This window comes from Deinococcus cellulosilyticus NBRC 106333 = KACC 11606 (assembly GCF_007990775.1).
Classification (GTDB): domain Bacteria; phylum Deinococcota; class Deinococci; order Deinococcales; family Deinococcaceae; genus Deinococcus_C; species Deinococcus_C cellulosilyticus.
Window position 1 is genome coordinate 122382 of the sequence record NZ_BJXB01000016.1, and the last position, 23061, is coordinate 145442.

At 55.6% G+C, this 23061-nt stretch carries 22 protein-coding genes and 1 pseudogene; 8 read left to right on the forward strand and 15 right to left on the reverse strand.

What is annotated here, in order from left to right:
• Positions 1-40: 40 nt before the first annotated feature.
• Both DC3_RS17560 and DC3_RS17565 read left to right on the forward strand, forming a co-directional pair.
• Positions 41-658: a ComF family protein gene (locus tag DC3_RS17560; RefSeq protein WP_146886594.1), complete on the forward strand. Its 618-nt coding sequence runs from the start codon at positions 41-43 to the stop codon at positions 656-658.
• A gap of 17 nt (positions 659-675) precedes the next feature.
• Entirely contained in the window at positions 676-1425 is a 750-nt protein-coding gene (locus DC3_RS17565) for a DUF4344 domain-containing metallopeptidase (RefSeq protein WP_146886596.1), read from the forward strand.
• 60 nt (positions 1426-1485) lie between these two features.
• Here DC3_RS17565 and DC3_RS17570 read toward each other — a convergent pair whose 3' ends face one another.
• The 5 genes from DC3_RS17570 to DC3_RS17590 are packed head-to-tail and all read right to left on the reverse strand — an operon-like array spanning position 1486 to position 4591.
• The gene (locus DC3_RS17570) at positions 1486-1995 is read right to left on the reverse strand and encodes a DUF1684 domain-containing protein (protein ID WP_146886598.1); all 510 of its coding nucleotides are present in this window, start codon (positions 1993-1995) and stop codon (positions 1486-1488) included.
• Complete coding sequence (locus DC3_RS17575; protein ID WP_146886600.1) at positions 1992-2183, reverse strand: RNA-binding S4 domain-containing protein; 192 nt, start codon at positions 2181-2183, stop codon at positions 1992-1994. Before DC3_RS17575 ends, DC3_RS17570 begins: the two co-directional genes overlap by 4 nt.
• Before the next feature lie 46 nt (positions 2184-2229).
• Complete coding sequence (locus DC3_RS30000; protein WP_146886602.1) at positions 2230-3045, reverse strand: dockerin type I domain-containing protein; 816 nt, start codon at positions 3043-3045, stop codon at positions 2230-2232.
• The gene (locus DC3_RS17585; protein WP_146886604.1) at positions 3042-3515 is read right to left on the reverse strand and encodes a hypothetical protein; all 474 of its coding nucleotides are present in this window, start codon (positions 3513-3515) and stop codon (positions 3042-3044) included. The genes DC3_RS30000 and DC3_RS17585 overlap by 4 nt, the downstream gene beginning before the upstream one ends.
• On the reverse strand, positions 3512-4591 hold the full coding sequence (locus tag DC3_RS17590) for an Ig domain-containing protein (protein ID WP_146886606.1): 1080 nt from the start codon (positions 4589-4591) through the stop codon (positions 3512-3514). The genes DC3_RS17585 and DC3_RS17590 overlap by 4 nt, the downstream gene beginning before the upstream one ends.
• Before the next feature lie 174 nt (positions 4592-4765).
• Between DC3_RS17590 and DC3_RS17595 the strand changes: the two genes are divergently transcribed.
• Entirely contained in the window at positions 4766-7678 is a 2913-nt protein-coding gene (locus DC3_RS17595) for an insulinase family protein (RefSeq protein ID WP_146886607.1), read from the forward strand.
• A gap of 60 nt (positions 7679-7738) precedes the next feature.
• On the opposite strand, the gene DC3_RS17600 is transcribed toward DC3_RS17595, so the two are convergent.
• Entirely contained in the window at positions 7739-8500 is a 762-nt protein-coding gene (locus tag DC3_RS17600; protein WP_465251936.1) for an alpha/beta hydrolase, read from the reverse strand.
• Between the two features lie 270 nt (positions 8501-8770).
• On the opposite strand from DC3_RS17600, the gene DC3_RS17605 reads away from it, so the two are divergent.
• Positions 8771-9340: a hypothetical protein gene (locus DC3_RS17605; protein WP_146886610.1), complete on the forward strand. Its 570-nt coding sequence runs from the start codon at positions 8771-8773 to the stop codon at positions 9338-9340.
• 65 nt (positions 9341-9405) lie between these two features.
• On the opposite strand, the gene aspS is transcribed toward DC3_RS17605, so the two are convergent.
• Positions 9406-10704, reverse strand: coding sequence for an aspartate--tRNA(Asn) ligase (gene aspS, locus DC3_RS17610; protein WP_146886612.1), 1299 nt, complete (start codon positions 10702-10704; stop codon positions 9406-9408).
• Between the two features lie 335 nt (positions 10705-11039).
• Here aspS and DC3_RS17615 point away from each other — a divergent pair, with 335 nt between their 5' ends.
• Both DC3_RS17615 and DC3_RS17620 read left to right on the forward strand, forming a co-directional pair.
• Positions 11040-11882: a DegV family protein gene (locus tag DC3_RS17615; RefSeq protein ID WP_146886614.1), complete on the forward strand. Its 843-nt coding sequence runs from the start codon at positions 11040-11042 to the stop codon at positions 11880-11882.
• Between the two features lie 83 nt (positions 11883-11965).
• Positions 11966-13180, forward strand: coding sequence for a serine hydrolase (locus tag DC3_RS17620; protein WP_146886616.1), 1215 nt, complete (start codon positions 11966-11968; stop codon positions 13178-13180).
• A gap of 57 nt (positions 13181-13237) precedes the next feature.
• Here the strand turns inward: DC3_RS17620 and DC3_RS17625 are convergent, their stop codons facing one another.
• Positions 13238-13867 carry a hypothetical protein gene (locus DC3_RS17625; RefSeq protein WP_146886618.1) on the reverse strand — a complete coding sequence of 210 codons (630 nt, stop codon included), beginning with the start codon at positions 13865-13867 and terminating at the stop codon, positions 13238-13240.
• A gap of 96 nt (positions 13868-13963) precedes the next feature.
• Between DC3_RS17625 and DC3_RS17630 the strand changes: the two genes are divergently transcribed.
• The gene (locus DC3_RS17630) at positions 13964-15100 is read left to right on the forward strand and encodes an N-acetylmuramoyl-L-alanine amidase family protein (protein WP_146886620.1); all 1137 of its coding nucleotides are present in this window, start codon (positions 13964-13966) and stop codon (positions 15098-15100) included.
• Between the two features lie 50 nt (positions 15101-15150).
• On the opposite strand, the gene DC3_RS17635 is transcribed toward DC3_RS17630, so the two are convergent.
• From DC3_RS17635 to DC3_RS17665, 7 genes are all read right to left on the reverse strand, one after another.
• Positions 15151-15708: a cob(I)yrinic acid a,c-diamide adenosyltransferase gene (locus DC3_RS17635; protein WP_146886622.1), complete on the reverse strand. Its 558-nt coding sequence runs from the start codon at positions 15706-15708 to the stop codon at positions 15151-15153.
• Between the two features lie 94 nt (positions 15709-15802).
• On the reverse strand, positions 15803-17020 hold the full coding sequence (locus DC3_RS17640) for a hypothetical protein (protein WP_146886624.1): 1218 nt from the start codon (positions 17018-17020) through the stop codon (positions 15803-15805).
• Positions 17021-17088: 68 nt separating this feature from the next.
• A complete protein-coding gene (gene malQ / locus DC3_RS17645) occupies positions 17089-18654 on the reverse strand; it encodes a 4-alpha-glucanotransferase (protein WP_281292546.1) in 1566 nt (521 codons plus the stop codon).
• A 136-nt stretch (positions 18655-18790) separates the two neighbouring features.
• The gene (locus DC3_RS17650) at positions 18791-19669 is read right to left on the reverse strand and encodes a D-2-hydroxyacid dehydrogenase (RefSeq protein ID WP_246130718.1); all 879 of its coding nucleotides are present in this window, start codon (positions 19667-19669) and stop codon (positions 18791-18793) included.
• Positions 19670-19674: 5 nt separating this feature from the next.
• On the reverse strand, positions 19675-20235 hold the full coding sequence (locus DC3_RS17655) for a GNAT family N-acetyltransferase (RefSeq protein WP_146886629.1): 561 nt from the start codon (positions 20233-20235) through the stop codon (positions 19675-19677).
• Between the two features lie 53 nt (positions 20236-20288).
• Positions 20289-20648, reverse strand: a complete 360-nt coding sequence (gene panD / locus DC3_RS17660; RefSeq protein WP_146886631.1) for an aspartate 1-decarboxylase — start codon at positions 20646-20648, stop codon at positions 20289-20291.
• A gap of 97 nt (positions 20649-20745) precedes the next feature.
• Complete coding sequence (locus tag DC3_RS17665) at positions 20746-22260, reverse strand: Rqc2 family fibronectin-binding protein (protein WP_246130716.1); 1515 nt, start codon at positions 22258-22260, stop codon at positions 20746-20748.
• Between the two features lie 308 nt (positions 22261-22568).
• Here DC3_RS17665 and DC3_RS17670 point away from each other — a divergent pair.
• Positions 22569-23061, forward strand: a pseudogene (locus tag DC3_RS17670) (IS5 family transposase); the annotation flags it as partial.

A 23061-nucleotide genomic window follows, 5' to 3' on the forward strand; every position in this document is an offset into this window, starting at 1 on the left:
TTCTAGATTACCCGAAAAGGTTAAGACTACACTGAAGGCCATGCAAACTTTTTTGAGGACTTTGTTTCCACAAACCTGTCCGGGATGCCACCGGCCCCTGAAAGACCATCAGGCGGTCTGTCCGGAGTGCACCCCAAAAACGGCTCACCTGACTTCCGAAAGCGTCCTCCGGGACACCAGTGAACCCCATCTGGTCTATCTTGGACCTGCAGAGGGCAAACTGCGCCGCATGGTGCATGCCCTCAAATACCACCACAACCACAAAATCGCGCAGTCTGTGGCACCTGCTCTGAGCCGCAGCATCCCTCAAAGCTGGAAGCTGGATGTCATCTGTCCGGTTCCTCTTCACCCCAGACGGGAAAGAGAACGCGGGTACAACCAGAGCCGCCTGCTTGGAGAGGCCATTGGTGCCCGTCTGGGCGTGTCCACCCGTGACCTGCTGAAACGTGTGGTCTACACCCACCAGCAGGCCAGACTCCGCCAGCAGGAGCGCAACCACAACATGAACGGGGTCTTTGCCCTGAATGCCTCTGTCCAGAACCTGAATGTTCTGCTGGTCGATGATGTGCTCAGCACCGGAGCGACTCTTAATGCATCTGCTCAAATCTTACAGCAGGGAGGCGCAAACGCAGTGTACTTTCTGGTTATCGCACGTTGAGGGTGCGATGTGGAGGCATGATGTGGAGAGTCAGGTGGGTGGTCACCGTTTTGTTGCTCGGGTTTGCTCAGGCCCAGATGGTGCTGGATTTTGACAGGGGTGACAGCAAGACGCATCAAACGACCCAGCAGGTCCTCTCCAAAAGCCAGTATCTGAAAAATGTGGTGCGGCATTTCAATGACGGACTGAAACTGCCCCAGAAAATCACCCTGCAATTTCTGTCCTGCAAGCAGGAAAATGCCTTTTACGATCCCAAAAAGAACCTGATCCAGATGTGTTACGAGCTGATTGACACTTACGGGCGGCTTGAAGGGACAGGTAAAAATTCAGAGAAACAGCTGCTGAATGCCACGCTCTTCACCCTGGTGCATGAAATCGGGCACGCCCTGATTGACCAGTTGAAACTCCCTGCCACCGGTCGGGAAGAAGATGCGGTGGACCAGTTTGCCACCCTGGCCCTGATCGCCCTGGAAGATGAAGACGCCCTGCTGAGTGGCCTGCTGCAGTTCACTTTTGAGGCCAGCGAGGAAACCAGACAGCTGGATTTTGGTTTTGCAGATGCCCATGCCCTCGGTGCCCAGCGGCTGTACAACCTGGTGTGCCTGATGTACGGCAGTGACAAAAAAGCATACCGTGACCTGCCAAAGCAATTCAAAATTCCTGAAAACCGTCTTGCCCAGTGTGCAGAGGAACATCAGGATGCCCTTTATGCCTGGAGCACCCTGCTGAAACCCCATCTGAAAGATCTCAAAAAGCCCCTGTTCTGATCAGCAACAGCAAAAAAGCAGCCCTCAATGAGGACTGCTCTGGAATTTTCACAGCTGGGATTACAGGGCTTTCTCGCCTGCGGGGACCTCAAAAGGAATCCAGTTTGCCACCGGAGGCAGGGGGCAGGACCAGCTTTCGTCATAGGCACAGTAGGGGTTGTACGCCATGTTGAAATCCAGCAGCACTTCGTCCCCGTCCAGTGGGGCATCGATGTAACGGCCTCCGCCATAGGTGGTGTGCCCATTGGTCTTGTCCTTGAAGGGAACAAACAGGCGCTGGGGATCGTCCTCTTCCACGGGGACATAGAGTTCAATCCGGTGCACCCCCTGAGGAAAGGGCACATCCACATAACCCCACACCTGATATTCGCGCATCTCTTCGGTGTTGGTCTGAATTTCGATGATCCTCAGGGTCTCGTCGTGGTCGGCTTGCAGCCTGAAAGTGTAGTCCTCATCGACAGGATAATACTTGAGGCCAGAAAAACCCTGTTTTTTCTCACTGCTGAGGGGACTGTGGGGCCCCTTGAAGTGTGCGTCTTTGCGCTCCCGGTAATGTTGGATGTCAGTCATAAGTGTACGGTGGCGGTTCTCCCCTGGTAAGCCACGGTGTCCCCATCGCGCAGTTTTCTGCGGCGGCGGGTTTCCACCTGATCGTTGACTTTCACCAGACCACTCTGAATCACGACCTTGGCGTGGCCGCCCGTCTGCACCCAATCGTGCAGCTTCAGCCAGTCTTGCAGGTCCATGGTGCCTTCCATTCAGCCCATCCTAGCACACTTCATTCCTGGCACAACGAGAGCAAAGTCACCGGGTGTAGAGCTGTTGAAACAGCGCATAATCCTGATCGTTCACCGTGCCATCCTGGTTCAGATCACCCTTCTGGGGGTTCTCCACTCCCATGTTTTTGGCCAGGATGATCAGATCCAGCAGGTCCACACGGTCATCTCCGTTGAAATCCCCCTTGCTGGCAAACTGGGTTTTCAGGGCCATTTTGTCCTGTTCGGTCAGGGTGCGTTCTTTGGGGAGCACTGTTGGATCAGGGAGTTTGAGCAGTTTCGCTGCTTCCACCCGCCAGATCAGGTCCTGGGAGAGGGTGGTCGCCGTGTTGATCCACACCTGCCGTTTGTTGCCAGATGTGAGGGTGCGGCTTCCAGCATCTGGATTGAAGGGGATGTCCGTTTCGGTCTGGAACTGGGTGTCGGCACTGGCCACAAACTCCGCTTCAAGAGGCACCCGGTCATGTGAAAACACCTTCAGGGCATTCTGGAAGGGTGCCCTCAGGGCCTCAGGAACAGTCACCGGGATTTTCACCACCGGAAATTTGGGGGTTTCCGGAGCAGGCTGGGCAGGTTGTTCTGTGGCAGGGTTGGGAGCCGTTGCTGGAGAGGTCGGGGCAGGTGCAACGGGGGTCTGTTCCTGGGCCGGGTCAGCAGGCGTTTCCCCGGCATCCTCGGGACTTTCATCGGGGTTGGCAGGTGTTTCCTGTTCGGTGCCTGTCCCGGTGGAGGGTTGCTCAGGATTCTGGGTTTCATTCACCGGAGGCTGTCCCCCATCGGCAGGAGGGGTCGTCTGGGCAAAAGCCAGCCCTGAAATCAGCAGGAGGGTCACAAGCCACTTCATAATTTCTCCCGGATGGCGGTTTTGAAAGTGGGGAGTTCATTGTTTTTCAGGTTCAGGCTGTCAACGCCCAGCACCCGACCGTCCTGAATGCGGTACATGCCCTGGTTGAACCCAACAACAGGACTGTCATAGGGGGTTTTGTACAAAAACACCACCCACTCCTCATCTTTGCGGAAAGTGGGGGCTCCTTCCAGGGTCCAGGTGTCGCCGCCCAGCACATTGAAGGAAGGCACATCCTGCACCTGAGGCAAAACATTTGCATTGCCCTTCAGTGTTTCTTTGACACTCAGGGTGTACTGCTGCCACGGGTAATTCTTGCTCTGGATGGTTTTCACATCAACAATGCGCACATGCAGGATCACATCGGCTTTTTTGACCTGCTCTTCAAAAGTCAGGGCACTGACGGTGGTGGCGTGGGCCATGCCCAGGGTCAGGGCAATCAAATAAAGGGAAAAAACGGGTTTCATCATCGTCCTTCGTTGCTGGAATCAGAGGGAGGGGTGGGCTGGGTGGGGCGGTTCTCATCAGGCAATTCTGTCTGAGGGGGGGTTGGGGTGGTTGCAGGAGGGGTCACATTTTCCCGCTCTGTGCTGGAACCTCCACCCATGTTTTCTGAGCCTGTGGGCTCACCCTCAGGGTTGTCTCCAGGTGCAGGATTCTGTGGGCCCGTTGGGGTTGCAGGCTGAGCATCCGGGTCTACGGGATCTCCTGCAGGAGCCTGATTTTCCGTGCTTCCAGCTGGTGTGCTGGTGGATGGGGTGGTCCCGGATGCAGGTGTTTCTCCAGCTTTGGGTGTCTCTGCAGGTTTGGGCGTGGGTGGGGCCGGAGGGGTGACCAGATCTGCACCTGCAAGTTTCTTGGCGTTGCCGTCCCGCAGGTCATAATTGCTGGAGGAAATGGAGGGCACATAAACCCCGGCTTCCTTGTTGGACTCCACTTCCAGAAACAGGGCGTTCTTGTTGCGGAAGAACTTCTGGGTGAAAGCAAAGTCCACGGTGAGCAGGTTGCTTTTGACAAACCAGACCACCAGGGGTTTTCCGGTGGCAGGCTGCACACTTTTCACGGTCAGGCCCTCAGGGAGGGTCATGGTGAATCGACCTCCGGCCACATTTTCCGCATTGTTCAGGACCACAGGAATGCGGGTGGCCGACTTGACGGGGGTCCCTGGCAGTTGCAGGCTCAGGTCTGGTGGGGGTTTGTCGGTGACCACCAGGGTGTATTTCTGGACTTTGGTGGACAGGTTGGCATCGGTCACCTGCACGGTGAAGTTGAAGTTGCCTTTCTCTGTGGGCGTTCCAGAAAGGTTGATCGGAGATGTGTTGGTGAGGGTGACCCCTGCTGGAAGTTTTCCATCCACCAGGGTGACAATGTAGGGTGCAACTCCGCCCAGTACGCCCAGAGGGGCGTTGTAGCTTTCATTGACGATGGCATTGCTCAGGGTGGAGTTGGAGATCCGCAGGCTGTCTTTGGGAAGGTTGGCAGTGTTCTCTGCACCCGAGCAGGCCACCATCAACACCAGGCTTGCGCCCAGAAACCAGTTTCGCATGGCCCCAGTGTACCTGTTTTTTCTGAGGACTCCGGGAGAACCTGGAACTCATGAAGAACCCATCCAGACAGCTGAATAAGGGTTGGTTTTCGGGGGACTGTGGAGTGTTTCAGGGTCAATTGAAAGGTGAAAGCACTCTGTTTGTCTGACGGTCCACAGGATATAATTCCGCGTATGATCAACAGCTGGCAAGTGGGACAGACCCTCCATGGTTATGAAGTCATCCGCATTGCGTCCGTGCCCGATTTGCATGGCACCCTGATCGAACTGCGTCACCGTTCAGGCGCAAGGCACATCCACATTGAACGGGATGACCCAAACCTGACGTTCATGGTGAGCTTCAAGACCATCCCCACCGACGACACCGGGGTGGCGCACATCCTGGAACACCTTGTGCTGGGCGGATCGGAAAAGTTTCCGGTCAAAGATCCGTTCTTCATGATGATGCCCCGTTCTTTAAACACCTTCATGAACGCCCTCACCGGGGACGATGTCACCATGTATCCCTTCTCCACCCGCAACGAGAAGGATTTTTTCAACCTGATGTCCATCTATCTGGACGCGGTGTTCTTCCCCACCCTCGACGAGTGGAAGTTCAAACGGGAAGCCCACCGTTTCGAGTTCACAGATCCCTCCGATCCCCAGTCTCCCCTGACCGTTCAGGGCATCGTGTACAACGAGATGAAGGGAACGCGGGCAGATGCCAACAGTTCTTTCAACAACCTGCTGGGCAAGGCCCTGTATCCTGACCTCACCTATGCACGTGATTCCGGTGGAGACCCTGCGGCCATCGTCAACCTGACCTACGAGCAACTCAAAGACTTCCATGCCCGGTACTACCATCCCAGCAACGCCTACTTCTTCACCTATGGCAACAGCGATCTGGGTGGGATTCTGCAGTTGATTGATGCCTGGGCTCTGGGCAGATTTGAAGCCCAGCCTTTCAACTTCGAAGTGGGTGTGCAGCCCCAGTTTGAAGCACCTGTCACCGTGCGTGAAACCTACCCGAGCAGCGACACGGACCACAAGTCCATCGTGGCCCTGGCCTGGATGACCGCTCCTGCCACCGACCTGTACACCACCCTGAAACTGTCGGTGCTGTCCAGCGTTCTGCTGGGCAACAGTGCAGCCCCCCTTCAGAAAGCCCTGATCGATTCCGGTCTGGGACAGGCCCTGGCTCCGGGCTCTGGATTCAACAACAGTTTTGCCCAGACCCGTTTTGTGGCTGGCCTGAGGGGCACCAACCCTGAAGATGCTCCTGCGATTGAAGCCCTGATTCTGGAGGTGCTGAAGGGTCTGGTGGAACAGGGCATCCCCGATGAGCTGATCGACAGCGCCATCCACAAAATCGAGCTGTACCGCAAGCATGTTTCCAATTCGGGTTATCCTTACAGCCTCAAAGTGGCCTTCAGCTTTCTGTCCGAATGGATGTATGGAGCAGATCCCGTCGAGTCTCTGAACTTCAACCACCACCTGGAGCAGCTTGAAGCCGAGCGCAAAGAGGGCCGTGTGCTGGAAAACCTGATTCGCACGGAACTGCTCGACAACCCCCATAGGGCCCTTGTCATTCTGGAAGCCAGCACCACCCGCGCCCAGGAGGAAGCTGAGCAGGAGCAGAAGTTCATTCAGGAAGCGCAAAGCAAAATGAACGAGCACGACCAGCAGAAAGTCGTTCACGACGCCCTGAAGGTGCTTTCCCTGCAGGATGATCCAGGGAACCTGGACGCCCTGCCCAACCTGGAAATCAGCGACGTGAACACCACCATCCCGGATGTGCCTTACGAGACTTCTGCTTCTGAGGGCACATCTGTTGCACTGGTGCCCCAGCCCACCAACGGTCTGGTCTATGTGGAAGCCCTTCTGTACACCCATCACCTCAATGATGACCAGAAGGACCTGCTGAACCTGCTCTCCACGGCCATCACCCGCTCCGGGGCAGGGGAACGGGATGAGGTGGAACTGGCCCGCCATCTGGAGGCCGTCACCGGAGGGGTTTCCGCCACCATCAGCGTGCATGCAAAACCCGAGAACTCCCTGGTGAGCTCAGAAACCTTCACCCTGTCTGGAAAAGCACTGGTGCGCAACCAGTCTGCCTTGCTGGAAGTGATGCGGGACATGCTGTTTGCCCCCAGATTCACCCCGGGTCGCCTGCGCCAGCTGATCAAGCAGCAACTGGTGGCCCTGGAATCCGGAATTGCCCGGGCAGGGCACTCTTACGCCACCCGCACAGCAGCAAGCCAGTTGAGCCCCGTTGTGGCGCTCAGGGAGCGGCAGGCGGGTCTCACCCAGTTGAATGTGCTGCGCAAGTACGCCAGTGCCAGCGACCAGGAGCTCGCAGACCTGCTCATCGAATTCCAGCAAATTGTAAATGACGCGCTGAGGGGTGGTCTGTGGATGTGCATCACCGCGGAGCAGGAACAGCTTGAGGCCCTGAAGGCAGAATCCCTGCAGCTGTTCTCCACTCCGAAAGAAAACCTGCCTCAAACACCTCTGCAGAGTGCCGAACTCGCACCTGTGGCCCGACTCACCGAATCCCTGGTGTCCTTCAATGCCATGAGTTTCCGGGGTGTGCCTTACACCCATCCGGATGCAGCACCCCTGTTCATCCTCAGCCAGATCCTGACCGACACCTTCCTGATTCCCGAAATCCGTGAAAAAGGTGGGGCTTATGGGGCATTCAGCAGCTATGACACCCAGGCAGGCGTGTTTTCCATGTCCACCTACCGCGACCCTCAACTCAGCCGTTCCTACAGGGTCTTTGTGGAGGTGCTGGACCGGGTGCGTGCAGGTGAACTGGAACCCCGTCACCTGAAAGAGGGCATTCTGAGTGCCTGCAGTGCCCTCGACCCTCTCACCTCCCCGGACACCATTGGCAGCAACAGGGTTTACGGAGATCTGGGAGGGTTCACCCGTGAACGTCAGGAAGCTTTCCGGACCCAGATCCTGCAAACCACCCTGGAAGACCTGAAACGGGTCACCGATACCTATCTGAAACCCGAACTGGCTGCTTATGCCACTGTCACCAGCAGCAACATCTTGCATGCTCAGTCGGATCTTCCTGTGGCCTTCAAAGAATTGCCCATCTGAGCCATAGAACACCAGAGACCTCCAGTTCCCCTGGAGGTCTTTTTTCATTTTTGAGGGGGGTCAGATCAGAAACTCAATGCTCTTTTCAAACACCCAGTCGGTCCACTGAAAGGAACCAAAGATGTGGTCCGCTTCTGGAATCACAATCAGTTCGGCATTGGCATGTTCTGCATAACTGATGGCGGTCTGGAGCGGTACGGCCTGATCCTTCTCTCCCTGAATGATGCGTACAGGTCCCCGGTAGGCGGCCAGGGCCTTTCTGGTGTCGTGGGTGGCGAGGTCCAGAAAGTACTGTCTGCCCAGGGGCCATCCACCGTGGTCCGTGGTGGTGGCAGGAATCTTCCCGTTCAGGATGCGCAGCATGCCTTCGGGTGCAGCGGGTGCCCACAGCAGCAAACGCTCTGCCTGCATTTTTGTGGCAGCCAGGGTGGCAGTCAGTCCTCCCATCGAGAAACCGAGCACCCGCACATTTCTGGGGTCCAGATCGGGATAGTTGCGCAGGTAATCCGCAGCAGCTACCGCATCTTCCACATTGCGGGTGATGGTCATTTCACTGAAATCCCCCTCGCTGTCGCCGTTGCCCCGGTAATCAAAGCGTAGAGCGGCAATGCCAAGCTGTGCCAGCCTGCGGGCCAGCAACACGAAAAGCCGGTGGTGTTCACTTTTCGAGCCTGTGAATCCGTGCAAAAAGATCACGCTGGGATGGCCTGCTTCAGGTCTGGGGGTGTCGGGAAGGTGAAGCATGCCGTGAATCTTCTGGCCGCCCACCGTGAACGTGGCCCATGTTTCCATGCGCCCCAGTCTACACCCGGGTTCCTGCATCGAAATGTTGTTTTCTTCTGTGTTTTCCAGACGTCTGCTGGTTTTCACAGCGGGCTGTGAAGGGCACTCCTTCACCAATCTAGACCTGAGTCTTAACTGATGTTCAACTTAAACCAGACTGAAAGACTTGTGTGATATCTTGCAGTTCAAGATGGGCTGGAAGGCCCAAGTTCTGCCTTTTTGCAGGTTCAGAACAGCAGTCTTGCAGGGTGGCGCTGCACGGGTGTCTTTTCAGAAGACCTCAGTGTGGCTGCAGAAAGGGAGCATGACATGTCCGTCCTTCAAACCAAAGATCTCAGCCCCTGGTCTGCCCGGTGGACCCAGCAGTACCTCGGTTTCCAGAAAAGGTACCCCCTCGAAACCGTGAATGGTGTGGTGCTTTTCAGCAATCTGGACCGCACCCCTGCCCACACCCGTGCCACCGTGTCCTTCAGTGGCCTTGGAGAGTCCAGGACCGAGGGCATCTGGTACTTCACCCCGGATCGCCTGATCGTCAAAATGAACGGGGAAATCTACAATTGGACCAGCCTGGAAGGACTGACCGTGGTCTATGACCAGAGCGATGAGCAAAAAGACCTGCTCACGGTGCTCGATCAGGATGGGGACACCCTGCTGGAACTTGATTTCTCTGTCTACGTCAAGAACAAGATCAAAGTGGCAGGTGGCTTCCTGATGGCCTCGGGCTTCAAAGCCTTCGAGATCACCCCGGAAACCCTGCAGTCCCGTGAAGACATCCTGGAAGACTACTTCAGGAAAGCCCGGGAACCCCAGAGCAGGTATTTTCAGGAGGGCAACTGGATTGTCACCAGCGTTCCGCCCCTGCCTGAAGTAGAACACTGAGCCCCAAATAATAAAATCTGAAAAACAAAAGACCGGGAAATTCCCGGTCTTTCTTGATTTTTGTCTCAGGGCAGCAGACGGTGACGGTCTCTGGGGAAGGCACGTGCATATCGCACGTTCTGGATGCCCAGGAATTTGGCAGTCAGGCGCTCTGCACCAATGGCAAAACCACCGTGAGGGGGCATGCCGTGCTTGAAGACTTCGAGGTACCCCTCGAAACCATCCACTTTCATGTTGCGGTCTGCCAGGCTTTCGAGCAGCATGGGGTACTCGTGGATGCGCTGTCCCCCGGAGGTGATCTCGATGCCCCGGTACAGCAGGTCAAAGCTGCGGGTCATGCCGTCTGCTTCATAGTAGGCATAGAAGGGACGTGCATTTTTGGGGAAGCGGGTGACGAACACAAAATCGCTGCCCTCTTTTTCCTGGAAGTACTGGCTGAGCAGGCGTTCCCCTTCAGGGTCAAGGTCCTTGCCGCCCACACTGTACCCGAAGTGGTCCTTGATGAGCTGGCGGGCTTCCAGCAGCGGAATTCTGGGGAAACGCTCAGGTGCCACAGGGGCCTGAACTTTGAAGAGGTCAAATTCCTTCTGGCATTTGTCTGCGAGTTCTTTGCAGATGCGCTGCAGGACCATCTCTTCAATCTGCATCACATCCTCATCGGATTCGATGAAACCCAGCTCGACGTCCAGAGAGAGGTATTCGTTCAGGTGACGGCTGGTGGCATGTTCTTCCGCACGGTACACGGGGGCCGTTTCAAACACCCGCTCGTACACACCGACCATGATCTGCTTGTAAAGCTGGGGGCTCTGGGCCAGGTAGGCGCGCTCACCGAAGTAGTCCACTTCGAAGAGGTTGGAACCGCCTTCGGCTCCGGCAGATACAATCTTGGGCGTAAAAATTTCCGTGAAACCAGCGTCGATCAGGGCTTCACGGAAGGATTGAACCAGCACCGACTGCACCTTCAGGGCAGCACGTTCCTTGAGCCCGCGCACACTGACGTAACGGTAGTCCAGCAGCGTTTCGGGGTTGACGTTCCACTGCACTTTGGGAAGTTCCACGGGAGAGGGTTCCACGGCTCTGGAAATCACCTGAAGTTCGGCAATCTGGATTTCGTATCCGCCAGGGGCCTTGGGGTGCTGCACCACTTTGCCCTTCACCTGAACCACAGATTCTGCCATGGGGATTTCCAGGTGGGAACCCACGCACTGCACAATGCCGGTGCGGTCCCTGAGGGTCAGAAACTGCACCCCCCCGAGGTCCCGTCTGGCGTACACCCAGCCTTTCAGTAAGACGGTCTCTCCGACGTGCTGGCTGAGGTCCTGAACCAGGGTTCTCTGAAGCGTTTCTACCACAGTCTCGTGCATGGCTGTCTCCTCTACGAAAAACCCCCCGTTTTATACGGGGGGCTTAAGCTCAATACAGTGCCTACGCCACCCGTCGGTGACGATTGTCATCATTATTCACGGTGGCGGCGAGGCATTTCACTTACCGAGTACGGTAATGAATTGGCCTTGCTTCCGTCAAGTGGGGCAGCTAGACAGAATTGCCTTTGGGAGCAAAGGGAAAGGCAATTCAGAAATTCGCAACAGCAACCTGTGTTGGTTCTGTCCTAGATTGTGAATTTTTTATTCTAAAATTGTGCACATCTCAACAAGGGATTTCCTACATCTCTCAGGCCAAAATCAGGTAATCTTAGACCATGCTCAAAGTGATCACCGATTCGACCTGTGATCTTCTGCCCGAACAGGTGGAGGCACATCACCTTTCCGTGGTGCCCCTGTACGTGAATTTTGATGGGAAACTGCAAAAGGACCGCCTGGAAATCAGCACCCCTGACATTTTCACCGGTGTCAAAGCAGGCAAGAAGATTCCTTCCACCAGCCAGCCCTCCCCCGAAGACTTCAAAGGTTTTTATGACAACGCCCTGATGGTGGCCGACCATGTGCTTTCCATCCACATCTCCAGCAAGATGTCTGGCACCGCCCAGAGTGCCACCCTTGCTGCCAAGGAGTTTGAAGGCCGCGTGACGGTCTTCGACTCTGAAACGGTTTCGGTGGGTCTGGGCATGATGGCCATGCGCGCCAGCGACATGGCCTGGATGGGCAGCAAACGCGAAGAAATCCTTGTGGCCCTGGAGCAGGTGCGCCAGAAGCAGAGCATCATGTTCACCGTGGACACCCTGGACTACCTGCGCATGAACGGACGCATTGGAGGTGCCCAGGCCCTGCTGGGAAGCCTTCTCAACATCAAACCTGTCCTGGGCGTAAAGAATGGCCGCGTCGAAGCTGCAGGCCGGGTGCGTGGTCGTCCCCAGGCCATCAAAGAATTGCAGAACCACATCGCCAAATATGTGCAGGTCAACGGTCCCTCCCGTCTGTGCATGATTGACACCCCCGGAGGGGAAGAAGAAGCCCAGAGAATGGCCGAGGCCGTCAAAGCCACTGGCGTGGAAGTGATCGGCATCAACCCTCTCGGTGCGGTGGTGGCGACCCACGCCGGACCCGGGACCATCGGGTACGGCATCGAACCCATCAAACTGTAAATCCAGCGTTTCAGTCCACACAGAAGGGTGCTTTGTTACCCTTCTGTATTTTTTGCGACTTTTTTGAGTATGATGAAAGCCTGATGTGGACCAAAATCTCCATCGGGGTGCTCGCCGTCACCCTGGCCTCTCTTTCATGGATGCTGACCCCTCTGGGGGGACAGCAGGAAGCATCCAGCCTTCCTCAACTCACGCCGGTGGCACAGGCTGCACCTGTTCATGTTCAGAAACCTGTGTGCTATGCGTTCCAGCCCAGAAACATTCCCCATGTTGATGCCCCCACACCTCCCAGCAGATTGCAGGGCAAACTGGGCCTTTTCGTGGCAGAGGTGGACCCGGTGACCCTGGCCTTCAAACGTGTGGTTTCCAGAGATGCCAACAGTTCCTTCCCCCTTGCCAGCACCTACAAACAGGCCGTGATGTACGAACTGGCCCGGCAGGTGGATCAGGGTGAAGTCTCCCTGAAAGAAATCTTTGACGTTACCCAGAGCAATCACAGCCTGGGTGAATTCCCCTACGATGGAAGCGACGTGAACACCCTTGCTGTGCGCATGATCAAAAACAGCGACAACACCGCCACTGACATCCTGCAAAGACGGGTCGGGCTCAGAAAAGTCCAGGCAAACATTGATGCCCTGAACCTCTGCAAAACCCGCATGATCATGACCACCAAAGGCTGGTGGACCGCCCAGGCCAGCATGAGTCCCATGTTCCCCAAAAACAGAGAGGCGCTGCTGAAAGCCGCCGAGGAATATGGCAAGCTGCGCGGAGAAGCGCTGTACCAGAAAGCAGAAGCCCTGGACCAGGATGCGCAGAAAGTCTTCTGGCTCGATCTGGACAAGGCCATCACCAGATACTTTGAGTCAGACCGCTATGATCCCAGAGTGGACCTGAACACCCATAATGTCAGCACACCAGCAGAATTGGCTGTCTTCCTCTCCCATGAATTCCTGCGCAACGGTCTGAATCCGCAAACAGACAAATGGTTCCGGGAAGTGATGGCCACCGCACCCAATGGCAGCAGGCTTGCCCTACCCCATGAATACTTTGGAGGCAAAGGGGGCAACGGCTGGCGTATTCTGACCTACAGTGGATACCTGCTGGGAAAAGATGGAAAACACTACGTGTATGCCTTCCTGAACCAGGAAAGTGGTCACACTTACACCATGCGAGACACCGGAGCGGCTTTCATCTGGATCAATCAGGCCTTCAAGGCCCTGCAGGCCCTGCCAGAAGCCAGCCCTCCAGCCCTGCAGGCCAGTCCTCAGGGCAATGCTGAACGGGGTACACCACAATAAACCTCCTTTCAAACAAAAAGCACCCTGAAATCAGGGTGCTTTTTGTTTGAAAGGAGGTCACTTCAGGTAGGACTTGAAAGCTGCCAGCTGTTCAGCAGAGGGTTTGGTGGTGGCTGTGGCCTCCCCCTTCGCATTGAACTTCACAAACAGGAGTCCTGTGCCAGACTTGTTGCTCAGTTTCTGCTTGCCGCTCTGGAAAGAATAGTTCCCGTACAGGACAGCAACATTCTTTTCGTAGTCTGCCAGGACCATGTTGGCCTTGATGGCAGGGGCCTGTGCCTGCACGCCACCCGAAGCCACAATGATGTGGTCTTTGGTGTTCACCACGACTTTATCGGCGCCCAGGTCCTTGATGTTGTCGTCTTTGTAGTTGATCTTTCCGGTGGCGGTCAGATTGTTGTTCTTTACGGAATATTCCACATTGCTGGCGGTCAGCAGGCCACCATCGCTGGTGGTGAGTTTTGCTGTTTTTGCCTTGAGGAAATCCCCTTCTTTCATTTCGATGAACTGGGCATCGATTTTGATTCCGTTTTTGCTGTCGGTCACCATGCCTCCCTGGGGGAGGGTGGTGATCCCGGTGACCAGATCGACATCCTGGTTGCCTTTGGGCTTGATGTCAAATCCAGAGAAACTGGCGGCAAGGGACACGCCGCACAGGGCACTGATGATGAGAAGCTCACGTTTCATGAGAACCATCGTAAACCAAGGGGGCTTAGAAGCGTGAACCTCATCTAAAGCAGGCTGCATTGTTTGAAAGGATACAACTCTGTTAAACTCGGCTAGATGAGCATTTTCCGCGTTCTCCTGCTGGCCCTCTTTGCATTAAACTGGGCTTTTGCCACACCCAGGGTTGGGCAATACGAGGGTTACACCCGTCTGGTTCTGGATCTGCCAAAAGAGGTCAAGTACTTCATCAACGAACAGAAAACCACCCTGACGGTGCGCCTGACCGGCATCAAACTGCCTGCAGTGTCCTCCCAGGTCTCCTCCAACGAAATCAGCAGTTATGAGATCAGAACTTCTGGCAGTGACACGCTGTGGGTGATGAACCTCAAGCATCCTCTGCAAAAAAAGTACACCTCTTTCTGGCTGGACAGCGTGGATGGAAAAGGGGTGCGGCTGGTGCTGGATCTGGGCAGCAAGAGTGTGGCTTCAAATGCAACCACCAAGAACACGTCTCAGCCTGCTGGCAGCAAAACCCCCACAGCCAGAGCACCCACTCCTCCTGTCATCAAGAAGCAGAAGTTGCGTGTGGTGATCGACGCTGGACACGGAGGCAATGACCCCGGAATGGTGGGTTTCATCACCGAGAAGGAAGTCACGCTGGATGTGGCCCTGAAATTAAAAGAGATCCTGCGCAAGAAAAATGTCGAAGTGGTGCTCACCCGCGATGAAGACGAGGACCTCAGCCCGGACAAGCGCACCGACCTGACCGCCAGAGCAAACATGGCGAATGCTGGAACGGTCAATGTGTTCGTCAGCATTCACGTCAATTCAGGCCCAGAGAGTGCCCAGGGGGTGGAAACCTTCATCTTCGGGGAAACCCAGGGATCGCAGACCCGTGCCCTGGCCGTCAAAGAGAACGGGGGTGGAGCCATCGGTGAAAGCATCACCAAGCAGGCCACCAGTTACGCCCAGAGCATTCTTGGGGACATTCTGGTGCAGGCCAACCTCACCCTTTCCCGGCAATTTGCCCAGGCCGTTCAAAATTCGATGGTGCGAGAACTGAATGCAATCAACAGGGGCGTGAAGTCCGGCCCTCTGATGGTCCTTCGTTTTGCCCGCACTCCTGCCATCCTGGTGGAAATCGGGTTCGGTTCACATCCTGTGGAGGGCCGCAAACTGGACAACCCCTCGTACCGACAGCAGGTTGCTGAAAGCATTGCCAGTGGCATCTTCAACTTTCTGCATGTGAAGTAGAGACCAGAAAAAGGCTGCAGCATGTGCTGCAGCCTTTTTTTATGCAAGGATCATTTTCTGCCTTTGACATGCCAGAGGGTCTCACTGAGGCCTGAACGTGCGTTTACAGCACGGGCCATCACGAAAAGCAGGTCAGAAACGCGGTTCAGGTAAACCCTCACCTGTGGGTTCACCTCCTCTTCCTGTTGCAGGCGCACCACATCCCGTTCTGCACGTCTGGCGACATTGCGGGCCACATGCAGGGTTGCAGCAGTCACGGTTCCACCAGGGTGAATGAAATTCCTCAGAGGCTCACATTCAGTTTCCAGACGGTCAATCATGCCTTCAAGCACTGCAACATCCTCTGCATCCATTCGGTTGACGTTTTTGGCATAAGGACTGTCTGCACGGGTGGCCAGATCTGCCCCGACATCAAACAGGGCATTTTGCAGATAAGCCAGTTCTTCATCCAGAAGAGCATCCTGGCTCTGGGCACGGGCCAGGCCCAGCAGGGAATTGAGCTCGTCCACTGTACCGTAGGCTTCCACTCTGGGGTGCCCTTTGGACACCCGATCTGCACCATAAAGACCGGTCTCACCCTGGTCTCCTGTTCGGGTATAAATCTTCATGGCTGAAGTTTAACCTGTCTGATGGACAGACTGCGTAAGGCAACACCACAACTCACTTCTTGTTTTGGGTTGCCATGCACAATGGGCCAGTCTTTCACACCCGTGCTTTGAAGTTGAGCAGATAGGTGATGGTCTTTTTCTGCCCAGGTTGCAACACCTCCACCACCTGCAAACCCTCTGGAATGGCTTGCAGGGTCTCTCCTACCGCCTCTGCAGTTTCTGAATAGGTCTGAAAATGCTCCTGATATTTCACTGTGACTTCCCTGTCCTTGTGGTTCTCAAGATGCAAATGAACCCGATGCGTGGTGATTTGTTTGTTGGCCCGCAGCACCTCAATCTCCCTCTGGTAATTGACATCTGGATCAATTCCCAGGCTGAATGACACTTTCTCCTTTGCTGTGGTGGCCGACAATCTGTGCTGACCCACCACACTGCCTGTATCCCGGACAGTCATCTTGCCCTGTGGCAGGGCACAGGGGGCCTCAAATTCGTACCAGCGCTGCATCTTTCCCTGGACATTGCGTGTGTATTTGTGGACCTTCTGAACAAACCCTGCTTTCTGGTGAATCTGCAAGGTTTCACTCAACACCTTCAGGGAGGTTGCCCCCTCCCCTCGCAAGACAAAGCTGCCAGTGAGGTTGAACATCTGGAGACCCACCTGTTCCTGTTGAGGCTCAGCTGTGGGCATGCTCCTTTCCATGCCGGCAGCAGGAACTGCCCTGCCTTCCATCCCGTACAGGTCTTCTGGCAGTGCTGGAGGCAACAACTTCACATCACCAGCGATCAAAACAGCCTGATCCACCTGCAGATCTTGCACCGTTTGATTGATCACTTCTGCCCAGGCAGTTAAAGTCCCCTGTCCATTTTGCACGTCGAGGGTGAGGTGAGCTGTCCAGAACAGGGCGCGGGTGAGATAACTCAGTACCGCCTGCTCTCCACCTCCTGTATGAAAACAAACTTCGTGCTGGGCTCCTCTGGGAGCAGGCTTTTCAGTAAACATCAGGTCCTGAGGCTGGATGTAGAAAAAACGGCCATCTTCATCCTGAACCAGTCCATCTTCAGCATGAATCAATTTGACTTTCTGCATGGTGTGCGGTGTGCTGAGAATCACCCAGCAGTCTTGCCACAGGCTCAGGGCACTGGGAAGCCTGCGCTTCTGGACCAGTTCTACCTTTACACCTTCCAGGGACAGGGAATCTGGCAACAGGGAATTCCAGCTGCGGTCATCGAAAACGCGCAGAAATTGCTTCTGGATTTCAACGGTTTCCCGGTATTCAGAAAACGTTTCATAGATGCGAAGTTGAAGGTTCATGCTTCAGTCTGTCAGCAATCCCAGCAAGAAAAAAGCCCCCGCGAAGGGGGCACCTTGATTTGTGGGTTTTAGACCGTAACTCCAGGCTGCACGTACCGCCCAGACTCCTGCGTCAGGGACTTCAGGCGTCGGGACACGAAGGGGCTCAGGGCACCCTGGGGGTACCGCCAGGACCAGTTGCTGTCACTGAGGCTTCCAGGAAGGTTCATGCGGGCCTCTGTGCCCAGGTTGAGCACATCCTGCAGGGGAACAATGGCCACTTTGGTGCGGGAACGCCAGGCCATTTCGGTGAGGAGCCAGGCCACGCGGTCCTCGGTGACTTCGGTGTGGGCCACCTGATTGAGGTGGTGTTTTTCGTCCTCTTTGGCACTGTTGAACCAGCCACGGGTGGTGTCGTTGTCGTGGGTGCCCGTGTAAACAATCTGGTTCTCCTTGAGGTTTTCAGGGAGGAAGGCGTTGGATGCCCAGTCCCCGCCTCCGAAGGCGAATTGCAGAATGGCCATGCCAGGGAATCCGAAAGAATCTCTCAGGTCTTCAACTTCAGGGGTGATGACCCCAAGGTCTTCTGCAATGATGGGGATTTCACCGAGTGCATCGCGAATCTTCTGGAAGAGGGCCTTGCCGGGGGCTTTGACCCACTGTCCATTGATGGCGGTTTCTGCGGGGTACTGGATTTCCCAGTAGGCTTCGAAGCCTCTGAAGTGGTCAATTCGGACCAGATCGTACAGTTTCAGGCAGCCCTTGATGCGTTCAATCCACCAGTCGAAACCACGCTCCTGCATGATGTCCCAGCGGTACAGGGGGTTTCCCCACAGCTGTCCGGTTTCACTGAAGTAGTCTGGTGGAACGCCTGCCACCACCGTGGGTTGACCGAGGTCATCAAAGTAGAACTGGTCAGGGTTGGCCCAGGCGTCTGCAGAGTCCATGGCCACAAAAATCGGGATGTCTCCGATGATCTGGATGCCTTTGCTGTGGGCATACTTCCGGATGCTGGTCCAGGCCCGGAAAAACAGGAACTGGTAGAAGCTGATGCGCTCAATGTCATCTGCGAGGCGCACTCTGGCCTCCTGCATGGCCTGTGCTTCACGGCGACGGATGGGGAGGTCCCAGGCGTTCCAGGGCAGTCCACCATTTTCGTCTTTCAGGGCCATGAACAGGGCGTAATCGCTGAGCCACTGGCTTTCCTCTGCCTTGAATGTCTCAAATTCGGCTTTCAGCTGACCGAAGTCACCGTCCCTGAAGTGGGTGTAGGCTGCACGGAGCTTCTGGAATTTCCAGATGTAGATCCAGCCATAATCCACCTTGCCAGGGGGGAAATCGGGGGTGTCAGCAAGGTCTTCTTCTGTCAGCAGGCCTTCTTTCTGGAGGTCATCAAAGCTGATCAGGTAGGGGTTGCCTGCAAAAGCACTGAACGATTGATAGGGGCTGTCGCCGTAACCGGTTGGGCCAAGGGGCAGCACCTGCCACCATTGCTGTCCGGCTTCAAACAGCCAGTCTAAAAATGCATATGCACTTGCTCCAAGCTCACCGACGCCATACCGTCCAGGAAATGACGTGGGGTGGAGCAGGATGCCGCTGCTGCGGGGTAAGTTCATCACAACCTCCAGTTTGGAATTGCTTCCATTCCTCAACATGGTAACAAAAACCACTGCAACTGAGAATAGGGCATTCAGGGAGAACACACCGTTCCCTGAACTAAACATAACGATCAACGCAAAATCAAACTGGAACTAATAACCCCGAGTTCGCTGTACCCTGCCCATCATTTCTTCACCTGCAGCCAGCCGGGACAGATTGTCCAGCATGAATTCCCGCATCTTGCCCTGCAGCCTGTCGCTCTGGGAGGCCACATGAGGGGTCAGGATCACATTGGGCAGATTCCCAGAAGGGGTGATCGGCTGGAAGGGGCTCAGGAGTGGTCACATCGAGCGCTGCACCCGCAATGTGGTCTTGTTGTAAGGCCACAAGCAGGTCATTCTGGTTGACGGCATCTCCCCTGCCCACGTTCACCACCCAGGCATGGGGAGGAAGCAATTCAAGCACTTCACGGTTCAGGACATGCCGGGTTTCAGGGGTGCTGGGCAAGATCATCACCAGATAGTCCGTTTCAGGCAGGACCCGTTCAAACTCCGCAGGGGTGATGATGGGCACTGCTCCGTCTGTCCCCCTCTGGGTCCGAACACCTGTGACATGTGCTCCCATCACCTTGAGAACATTGCCCACTGCCCGTCCAATGTTCCCGTACCCCCAGATCACCACATGGCGGGAATGGATCGACCCGAAAGGATGGGGGTGGGTCCAGCGGTGCTCACGTTGCTGGTCCCTGAGCACATGAAGCCTGCGGGCAATGCCAAGCAGCAAAGCGAGCGTGTGCTCTGTCACCAGTTCTTCATGCAGGTTTGGTGCCCGATACAGGGTGATGTGCTCTGGAAGGTTCATGGCGAGGACATGGTCCACACCAGCGGTCAGCGTCTGAATCCACTTCAAGCTGTGGGCGTTTTCCAGCAGACGCCGCACAAAATCCCGGCTGAGCGTCCAGAGCACCAGCCCTTCCGCTTCTGTCACGGCAACTGGAAGGTCCTGATCAGGAAAGACCTTTACCCATTCGATGCCTTGCAGGTCAGGGAGTTCCACATGGCCCGACACCATCACCTTCACAGGACCTCTCCCCCGGATTGCAGTTGCTTCAGGAAATCAAGGCGGGTCAGTTCCATGTTGACACTGGTGGAATCTCCCTTCTGGGCATGGCTCTTCACCTGAAACCCCACCCGGGCAAAACAGCGCTGCGCTCGCACATTGTGCAGAAAAGTGGTCAGGCGAATCCGATCCAGCGGAGGCTGCAATTGCTGAAAAGCATAGACTGCCAGAGCCATCAGTGCTTCACGGCCATAACCATGGCCCAGCAGGGTTCTGTCCCCTATCATGATCCCCAGCGTTCCCTGGGTGGGCTGCACAGGAAACGCAGGTTGCAGGTGGTAGAGTTCGACTGAACCGATCAGGCGACCTTCGGTGTAGATGCCAAATCCCCACTTGTCTCCCGCCTGCTCCTCCTCCAGCAAAATGCGCTTAAACAGCCAGAGAGGAAGCCGAACTGGACGGGCCCCGTTCCAGTCTGCCAGTTCACGGTCCCTGAAAAAAGCATGCATGAGCCGCCAGTCGGCCACTGTCAGTTCGGTGATGCGCTTCAATTCCACCCGGCCATAACGGATCTGCATTCCCACCCCTCAAAAGCAGAATGAAGCTTTAAGGCTTCATTCCAGTGCACTGGTCATGCCCCCACCAGCAAGGGTTTGTTGTTCTGGTCCACATGCACCACTCTTGGAGTGAGGTTCCTGGCTTCCTCTTCAGTGAAGTTGCCATATGCTGCGATGATCACCAGATCTCCAGGTTTGACCAGATGGGCCGCAGCCCCATTGATCCCGATGACCCCACTTCCCCTGGCCCCACGCAGCGCATAGGTGGAAAGTCGGTTGCCATTGGTGATGTTGTAAATGTCCACCCGCTCATTCGGCAGGATGTCTGCGAGTTCCAGCAGGTCAGAATCGATGGTGATGGAGCCCACATAATCCAGGTCAGCCTGGGTCACCGTGGCCCGATGGATTTTGGCTCGAAACATGATGCGTTCCACGAAAGGCATTCTACTCCAGTGTTCATGGGACAATCGTGATGTGGATTTACACCAGCACCGTTTTGGCCTGAAGTACACCACTCATGCTCCTGACCATTCACATGACGGCTTCTGGCAAGGCTGGGTCCACAAACACGGTCTTCTGCTGGGTGTAGTGCACCTGCCCCTTCCCTGCCCCTTTTGGCCGCCAGACATGCTTGATGCGGGTGTAATCCACAGGTACATTCCCTGACTCTCTGGCCTTGGAAAAGTGTGCTGCCAGTGCAGCCACCTTCAGGACCACATCAAAGGGAAGCTCTTTGCCACCAGATCGAACCAGCACATGGGAACCCGGATAACCCTGGGCATGAAACCAGTGATCCATGCTCTTGCCAATGCGGTGGGTGAGCATTTCATTCTCTGTGGAATTGCGCCCCACCAGCACCTCGAAACCCCCAATCCGGTATCTCGCTCCCACCTGAACCGTGTTTTTGGTGGAAGTTTCTGCTCCCAGAATTTGCTGTTCCCATTGCTTCAGTCTGGGCAGATCTGCCTGCATCACCTGTTCCAGCAGGACTTGCAGTTCTTGTTGCTCCTGCAGCAACTGGGGTTCACGCTCCAGCAATCTGAGATACACATCTTCCCTTTTGCGGGCACGGGCATACAGACGATCTGCATTCTGCCAGGGTTTCTGGTCTGGCTTGAGTGGGACTTGAACCCTCTCCCCTGTCTCAAAATCAGGAAGTTCCACGCCAGTTGCACCCTCTGGAACCTGATGCTGGTACGCCATCAGCAAATCTGCCCAGGCCCGCTCTTGCAGGGCTGTTTCTGCTCCCTGCTCTGCACGTCTGACATCCATCAATTGTTCATGGAGAACTTTAAGCCTTTTCTGCAACACTTCTCTGAGGGACTTGCGAATGGCCTCTGCCTGCTCGGCCTGGGAAACATCTCTGGCCTGCTCCGAAAGTGAACCCTGGGCAACACTGGGGTCTTCCACCAGGGACTTCACTGCAGAAAACACCACTGGAATGCGGTCGCCGACCACTTCAGAGAGACCAATCCCCGAGCGTCTGCTCAACTCGGACAGCAGAGTGGGCCCCAGACCATCCAGCACGTCTCTGGCCTTCAGCAGTGGACGCTCAGCGAGAACCTCAAGGTCCTCCAGTTGCAGGGTTCGAGGATCGAGCTTTTCATAAGGCGGAGGAGGCGTATAACTGCCTCCAGACCGCACCACCCGGTAACGGTTGCGGCTGCCAGTGATCTCCCTGGCAGCCATCAGGATTTTTCCAGCAAATCCCTCTCCTGTCTCCAGGATCAACAGGTTGGCGTTGCGTCCAGTGACCTCAAAAAGCAGTCTGGTGGGTGGGGCATCAATGAAACCCTTTGCTCCTGAGAAGTGAAACACCACCACACGATCCAACTTGAGCTGTTCCGCCCGAACCAACTCTCCTTGCACTTTTGATGCCATGAAGCGTTGAAATGGATTGCGCGCTTCACCCTGAAGACGGTCACGTGAAAAATACAACGCAGGCGTGGGAGGTGCATATTCCAGCACCAGAAAACCCAGACCCTCCAGATAAAGTGCCGCAGAGGTTTCACTGGGAAAAACCCAGCCTCTGGTGGCAAGGGGCATGCGGCCCTCCAGGAGCCGCAGCTGATGGGACAGAAATAGGCCTTCCATATGAGGCCCACAATACAACAGGCAAGAAGGTGCTACCACTGCAGTACAGCTTATTGATGTTCGCAAAAAGAACTGTAGGTTCTTGTTGCTGAGCAACGCGAATGGAACGATCAGGACAGCCAGGTGACCTGCCCTTGTTTTTGCGTAGATCAATAAAGGGTGTTTTGAAAGTCTGTAGGAGAGGATTCTCCTGATTTTACCTCGCTCAAAACTGGAAAAGGAGTCACTGCAGCCTGGTGGCTCTTTTCCTACGCTGAGACATGAAAACCCAAAGTTTCACCAGTGACCTCACCGATCAGGAGTGGAAAATTCTGGAACCTCTGGTCCCCCCTGAACGTCCCATGGGGCGGCCCAGGAAGTGGTCTCTGCGGCACATCCTCAATGGGATTTTCTACGTGCTCAGAGGAGGGATCGCCTGGAGACTTTTGCCATTTAACTTTCCCCCTTGGCAAACGGTCTACGCGTATCACCGCAACTGGAGAATCGAAGGGCTCTGGGAAAGCATCCATACCGCCTTGCGGTAACAGGTGCGCCATCAGGAAGGCCGAGAACCCACCCCCAGTGCAGGCATCATCGACAGTCAGTCGGTGAAAACCACCGAAGCAGGAGGACCCAGAGGCTACGATGGCGGAAAAAAGGTGAACGGTCGAAAAAGGCACATCCTGGTCGACACTCTTGGGTTGGTTCTGAAAGTGGTGGTGCATGAGGGCAATCTGCAGGACCGTCAGGCCGCTTCCAGAGTCTTTGCTGGCC